Origin of the sequence: Streptomyces sp. 15-116A, from assembly GCF_025290915.1 — a bacterium.
Taxonomy (GTDB): Bacteria; Actinomycetota; Actinomycetes; order Streptomycetales; family Streptomycetaceae; genus Streptomyces.
This window is the reverse complement of the sequence record NZ_JAOCQE010000358.1, coordinates 1-5,352: the sequence shown is the minus strand read 5'-3', so window position 1 is coordinate 5,352 and position 5,352 is coordinate 1. Positions and strand designations below refer to the sequence as shown.

Genomic DNA, 5,352 nt, shown 5'->3' with positions numbered 1-5,352 from the left:
GAGCCGATGCCGCCGCAGGTCGCGGAACGGGTGCGCGAGGAGGCGCGCAGCGCCTGAGGGACGACGCCGGGCGCCCGCGCAGCGTGCGCGGGCGCCCGGGCGCACGCGTCCGCACCACGCTTCCGTTCACCTCCGCGGTCGGCTCGGGCCGTCCGCAGACGGATGACAGTGGCTGCGGATACGCTGAGGACCCTGATCAACAGGTGTGCGCAGCAAGGAAGTCGGGAAGGCCGCAAGACGAGTGGTCGCGGCGATCGGGGGCGGGAATGACCGTTGACGGCGGTTACGCGGACTTCTTCGGTCCGCAGGTGCCGCGCACGGGCGACGAGGGGCAGACGCCGACGTTCGCGCTGGCCTCGGCGGCCTACCGGGACAACGAGGCGAAGGACATCCTCCAGGCGAACAGCGAGTGGCACACATCGGCGGTGAGCGCGCCGAAGATCGCGTTGTTCCGGCCGAATCTCGGCGAGGCGTTCTCCCGTGCCGTCATCGACCGCATGCTCGGCGCGGAACGCAAGCCGCTCATCCAGTCCTTCGGTACCCAGCCGCAGGTGGTGGTCGAGCATGCGCTCGCCGCCCATCGCATCCGCCGGGAGCGGGACAACTGGCTGTCCGCCGTGATGGTGCTGTGCGGGCTGCTGTTCCTGCCGGGGCTGCTGGTGTGGCTGCTGGTCTTCCAGATCCGCACCACCGTCGCCAAACGGGAGGACAAGCGGGCCGGCGCCCTCGCCACCACCCTGCTCGTCGCGGTGGGCGCGCTCGCGGTGCTGTTCCTGATCCGCATGCCCTTCGGCGGGTTCTGGGGGTGGTACGCGCGTGCGGCGGTCGTCGCGCCGGTGGTGGGCTGGTTCTGGGCCAAGCAGATCTGCGAGCGCACGGCGCGGGACCTGCGCGAGCGCTGGGAGGGCCTGCTGTCCGGCACCAGCGTCGGCGCCAAGGTGCCCGAGGCGGTGCCGAGCAGCCCCGGCGAGAAGGCGGCCGAGCAGCTGCGCCAGTCCCTGGCCCGGCTCACTGCCGAACAGCAGTCCAACTCGGTGTTCTACGCCGGGCCCAAGGGCATACTCGGCATGGGCACGCGCTGGGGCAGCTGGCAGCTCGCCGAGGATCTGGTGCCCGCCGACCCCGACCGGGAGATCCACCCGTTCCGCAGCTGGGACGTCATCAGGGCCGTCCAGGACCGGCTGCGCATGCTGGAGCGGGGCCCGCTGAACACGGGCGGCTTCCCCAAGCCGTCCATACAGCACTGGATCGTCACCCCGATCGCGGAGAACGCCAAGGAGGTCTCCCGCCCACAGGGCACGGACGTCGAGGCGTACCGCGTCAAGACGCACGCGATACAGGACATCTGCAACAAGCAGCAGTTCGGCGCGGGCGACCGGCACTACCTCGGGGTCCAGTGGACGCTGTGGGACGGCCAGCTGGTCATCACCATGCTGATCACGGTGACCGTGCTGCACGAGACCCTGCGCATCGAGGTCACCGGGCACGCGCTGGGGCCGGTGCACTCCCTGTTCACCACCAAACCGGCGGCCAAGGAGAAGGAGGTCCAGAAGTCGATCAAGTTCTGGGAGACCCGCAAGGTGAAGCTCCCGCTGGTCGACGCGGACGAGGTCGTACGGCTCACCGCCCGCGCCCCGCTGACCTGGTATCCCCCGCTGCTGAACTGGCTCGGCGGCACGCTGACCCTGCCCGAGCCGTTCGGTCTGCGGCACGCGTGGGCGGACAAGCCGTGGCGGCACCGCTTCATGGCCGACGATGCGCTGCGCGCCGCTACGCCGGTGCTGCGGGTGGTGCACGCCGCGGCGATCAAGGTGCTGGAGGAGAACGGGGTGGACACGGAGAAGTTCGGTACGCGGTCCTCGTTCCTGAGCACGGCGGTGCAGGACGCGGCGCCGCGGAAGGCGGACGTGTACGACGCGTAGGTTCTGGGGGCTGCGCCCCCAGACCCCCATCGGCCTAAACGGCCTCGTCCTCAAACGCCGGACGGGCTGGATATGGCTGAGCCCCGCTGCAAGGTCAACCCGTAGGCCAGGCCTCCGCCAGCATCTTCCTCGTGTCGGCCAGAAGCTGCGGCAGTACCTTCGTGTGGCCCACCACCGGCATGAAGTTCGTGTCGCCGCCCCAGCGCGGAACGACATGCTGGTGCAGATGCGCCGCGATGCCCGCGCCGGCCACCGTGCCCTGGTTCATGCCGATGTTGAACCCGTGCGCGCCGGACGCGACCCGCAGCGCGGTCATCGCCTGCTTGGTCAGCTCGGCGAGCTCCGCCGTCTCCTCCGGGGTGAGCTCGGTGTAGTCGGCGACGTGCCGGTAGGGCACGGTCATCAGGTGGCCGCCGGTGTACGGGTACAGGTTGAGCACCGCGTACACCTGCTCGCCGCGCCTGAGGATCAGCCCGTCCTCGTCGGACTTGGCCGGGAGGGAGCAGAAGGGGCAGCCGTCGTCGGCGCCCGGGCCGGTCGGCTTGTTCTCCCCCTGGATGTAGGCCATCCGGTGGGGCGTCCACAGACGCTGGAACGCGTCCTGCGTCCCCACTCCCAACTGCTGCTCCGGCTCACTCGTCATGCGTGCAGCATATGGCGTTGCCGCACGCCCACGAAAAGGCCCCCGGGATCGCTCCCGGGGGCCCTGCCGTCAGCCGTGCGGTCAGACCTGCGTCCGCTCCTCGACGACCTTCACGATCTTCGCGATGGCCTCGTCGACGGGGATGCCGTTCTCCTGCGAACCGTCGCGGTAACGGAAGGAGACGGCGCCGTTGGCCATGTCCTCGTCACCGGCGATGACCATGAAGGGCACCTTCTGCTTCTGCGCGTTGCGGATCTTCTTCTGCATGCGGTCGGAGGAGGAGTCCACCTCGACCCGCAGCCCCTGCTTCTTCGCCTGCGCGGCGAACTTCTCCAGGTACTCGACGTGCGCGTCGCCGATCGGGATGCCGATCGCCTGGACAGGCGCGAGCCACGCCGGGAAGGCGCCCGCGTAGTGCTCGAGCAGCACCGCGAAGAACCGCTCGATGCTGCCGAACAGCGCGCGGTGGATCATCACCGGGCGGGTCTTGGAACCGTCCGCGGCGGTGTACTCCAGGTCGAAGCGCTCCGGCAGGTTGAAGTCGAGCTGGATCGTCGACATCTGCCAGGTGCGGCCGATCGCGTCCTTGGCCTGGACGGAGATCTTCGGGCCGTAGAAGGCGGCGCCGCCCGGGTCCGGGACGAGCGGCAGGCCCTGCTTCTCGGCGACCTGGCGCAGCGTCTCGGTGGCCTCTTCCCACGCCTCGTCGGTGCCGACGAACTTCTCCGGGTCCTTGGTGGACAGCTCCAGGTAGAAGTCGGTGAGGCCGTAGTCGCGCAGCAGGTTCAGGACGAAGGTGAGGGTCTTGTCGAGCTCCTCGGACATCTGCTCGCGGGTGCAGTAGATGTGCGCGTCGTCCTGGGTGAAGCCGCGGGCCCGGGTCAGGCCGTGCACGACGCCCGACTTCTCGTACCGGTACACGGTCCCGAACTCGAACAGACGCAGCGGCAGTTCGCGGTACGAACGCCCGCGCGCGTCGAAGATCAGGTTGTGCATCGGGCAGTTCATGGGCTTGAGGTAGTAGTCCACGCCCTCGTCGAGCTGCATGGGCGGGTACATGCCGTCGGCGTACCAGTCCAGGTGGCCCGAGGTCTCGAAGAGCTTCCCCTTCGTCGCGTGCGGGGTGTAGACGAACTCGTAGCCCTCCTCCTCGTGGCGGCGCCGCGAGTAGTCCTCCATCACCCGGCGGACGATGCCGCCCTTGGGGTGGAAGACGGCGAGGCCGGAGCCGATCTGCTCCGGGATGGAGAACAGGTCCAGCTCGTGGCCCAGCTTGCGGTGGTCGCGCTTCTCGGCCTCGGCGAGGAAGTCCAGGTGGGCCTTGAGCTCGTCCTTCGTGGGCCAGGCGGTGCCGTAGATGCGCTGCAGCATGGGGTTCTTCTCGCTGCCGCGCCAGTAGGCGCCCGCGTTGCGCATCAGCTTGAACGCCGGGATGTGGCGGGTGCTGGGCAGGTGGGGACCGCGGCAGAGGTCCTTCCAGCACAGTTCGCCGGTCTTGGCGTCCAGGTTGTCGTAGATGGTCAGCTCGCCCCCGCCGACCTCCGCGTCCGCGCCGTCGGCGGCCTGCGCGGCGTTGCCCTTGAGGCCGATGAGCTCCAGCTTGTATGGCTCGCCGGCCAGTTCCTCGCGGGCGGCCTCCTCGGAGACCACACGGCGGGAGAAGCGCTGGCCGCGCTTCTGGATCTCCTGCATCTTCTTCTCGATGGCCTTGAGGTCATCGGGGTGGAAGGGCTTCTCGACGTCGAAGTCGTAGTAGAAGCCGTCCCTGACGGGCGGGCCGATGCCCAGCTTGGCCTCGGGGAACAGCTCCTGCACGGCCTGGGCCATGACGTGCGCGGTGGAGTGGCGCAGGATGTTGAGGCCGTCCTCCGAGGAGATCTCGACGCCCTCGACGGTCTCGCCGTCCCGCACCTCGTAGGAGAGGTCCTTGAGCTCACCGGCCACGCGCGCGGCGATGATCGAGCGCTCGCCGGCGAAGAGCTCGGCGGCCGTAGTGCCCGTCGTCACCACGCGTTCTTCCCGCTCGGAATCGCGTTGGATGATCACACGGACGTCTGACACCGGTCTCTCCTGACTGAAGGAAGTGGATCGCGGGCGCCGTACCGGAGCGCACGCACGAGACCCGATCGTACCGACCCCGGCCCCACGGGAGCGAAAACGTCCCCGCGTCCGGGGCCACCCCGCTCACCTGGAGCCGTTCACCGGGTCATCCCTCACCCTCAGTCCTCCTCCTCGCCGTCCGGCCCGCAGGCCTCGCCGAAGAAGGCCGCCGTCTCGGCGTTCTCCTGGATCGCCTTCAGCAGGCGGTCGCGCTCGGCGTCGTCGACCTGGACCGGGGCCAGTTCGGCGACGTCGGTCAGGCGGCGGAAGCCGCCGCGGCTCTCCAGTCGTCCGCGTACCCGTACCGGGAGGCCGACGAGGTGGGCGTGTCCGGCGATGCGGTAGTCCTCCTCGCCGAGGCTGATGCGGACGTGGCCGAGGTCGGCCCCGGCGAGCACCCGCAGCCGCACGGTGCCCGCGCCGCGCGGCCCCAACCTGCGCATGCGGACCACCGCGCCGGTGATCCGCACCGGCACGGAGGGCTCCTCGCGCCGGTAGCGGGCGCCGGCCTCGCGCAGGACCGGCAGGTCACCGGGGGTGAACTCGACGGGTTCGGGACGGGCCGCGCAGCCGTCGGGAACGCCCGCCGCCGGTGCCCAGGCGACGGCGATGCGGGCGCCCTCGCTGCCGCGGACCAGGGCGACGAGGGCCTCGGTGAGTTCGTGGCTGACGCCCGCCTCGACGGCG

At 70.1% G+C, this 5,352-nt stretch carries 3 protein-coding genes and 1 pseudogene; 1 reads left to right on the top strand and 3 read right to left on the bottom strand.

The window, feature by feature from the left end; genetic code table 11:
• Positions 1–266 precede the first annotated feature (266 nt).
• A complete protein-coding gene (locus N4P33_RS32100; RefSeq protein WP_260830464.1) occupies positions 267–1,922 on the top strand; it encodes a hypothetical protein in 1,656 nt (551 codons plus the stop codon).
• 94 nt (positions 1,923–2,016) lie between these two features.
• On the opposite strand, the gene N4P33_RS32095 is transcribed toward N4P33_RS32100, so the two are convergent.
• The 3 genes and pseudogenes from N4P33_RS32095 to N4P33_RS32085 all read right to left on the bottom strand — a co-directional run.
• The gene (locus tag N4P33_RS32095) at positions 2,017–2,565 is read right to left on the bottom strand and encodes an HIT domain-containing protein (protein ID WP_260830463.1); all 549 of its coding nucleotides are present in this window, start codon (positions 2,563–2,565) and stop codon (positions 2,017–2,019) included.
• 81 nt (positions 2,566–2,646) lie between these two features.
• A complete protein-coding gene (gene thrS, locus N4P33_RS32090) occupies positions 2,647–4,626 on the bottom strand; it encodes a threonine--tRNA ligase (RefSeq protein WP_260830462.1) in 1,980 nt (659 codons plus the stop codon).
• A gap of 158 nt (positions 4,627–4,784) precedes the next feature.
• Positions 4,785–5,352, bottom strand: a pseudogene (locus tag N4P33_RS32085) (hypothetical protein); the annotation flags it as partial.

Coding starts and splice junctions, on each gene's coding strand:
- N4P33_RS32100 (WP_260830464.1), top strand. CDS start 267: ATGACCGTTGACGGCGGTTACGCGGACTTCTTCGGTCCGCAGGTGCCG.
- N4P33_RS32095 (WP_260830463.1), bottom strand. CDS start 2,565: ATGACGAGTGAGCCGGAGCAGCAGTTGGGAGTGGGGACGCAGGACGCG.